This window comes from Salifodinibacter halophilus (assembly GCA_012999515.1).
Classification (GTDB): domain Bacteria; phylum Pseudomonadota; class Gammaproteobacteria; order Nevskiales; family Salinisphaeraceae; genus Salifodinibacter; species Salifodinibacter halophilus.
Genome location: JABEEB010000085.1, coordinates 1 through 333, shown reverse-complemented (window position 1 = coordinate 333; position 333 = coordinate 1). Strand labels below are relative to the sequence as shown.

Sequence of the window (333 nt, the reverse complement as noted above, 5' to 3'; positions counted from 1 at the left end):
CTCGAGCCCGACGCCAAGTACAGCTACAGCGGACCGGAGTCCGGCGTCGGCGCGGGCATGGCCTGGGAGGGCAAGCGGGTCGGCCGCGGCAGCCAGCGCATCGCCGAGTCGGTGCCGCAGAGCCGGATCGCGGTCGCGCTGGACTTCGACGGCAGCCAGGCCACCGCGACCTACACCCTCGCCGCCGAAGGCGAGGGCACCAAGCTGACCTGGGCGCTGGACAGCGACCACGGCTACAACCTGATGGCGCGTTGGATCGGCCTGGTGATGGAGAAGATGGTCGGCAAGGATTACGAGCAGGGGCTGGCGCGGCTCAAGCAGGTGATGGAGAAC

At 69.7% G+C, this 333-nt stretch carries 1 protein-coding gene; it reads left to right on the top strand.

Going from position 1 to position 333, the window contains the following annotated elements; genetic code table 11:
* The coding region (locus tag HKX41_10800) for an SRPBCC family protein (protein NNC24618.1) at positions 1–333 on the top strand (333 nt) is incomplete at both ends.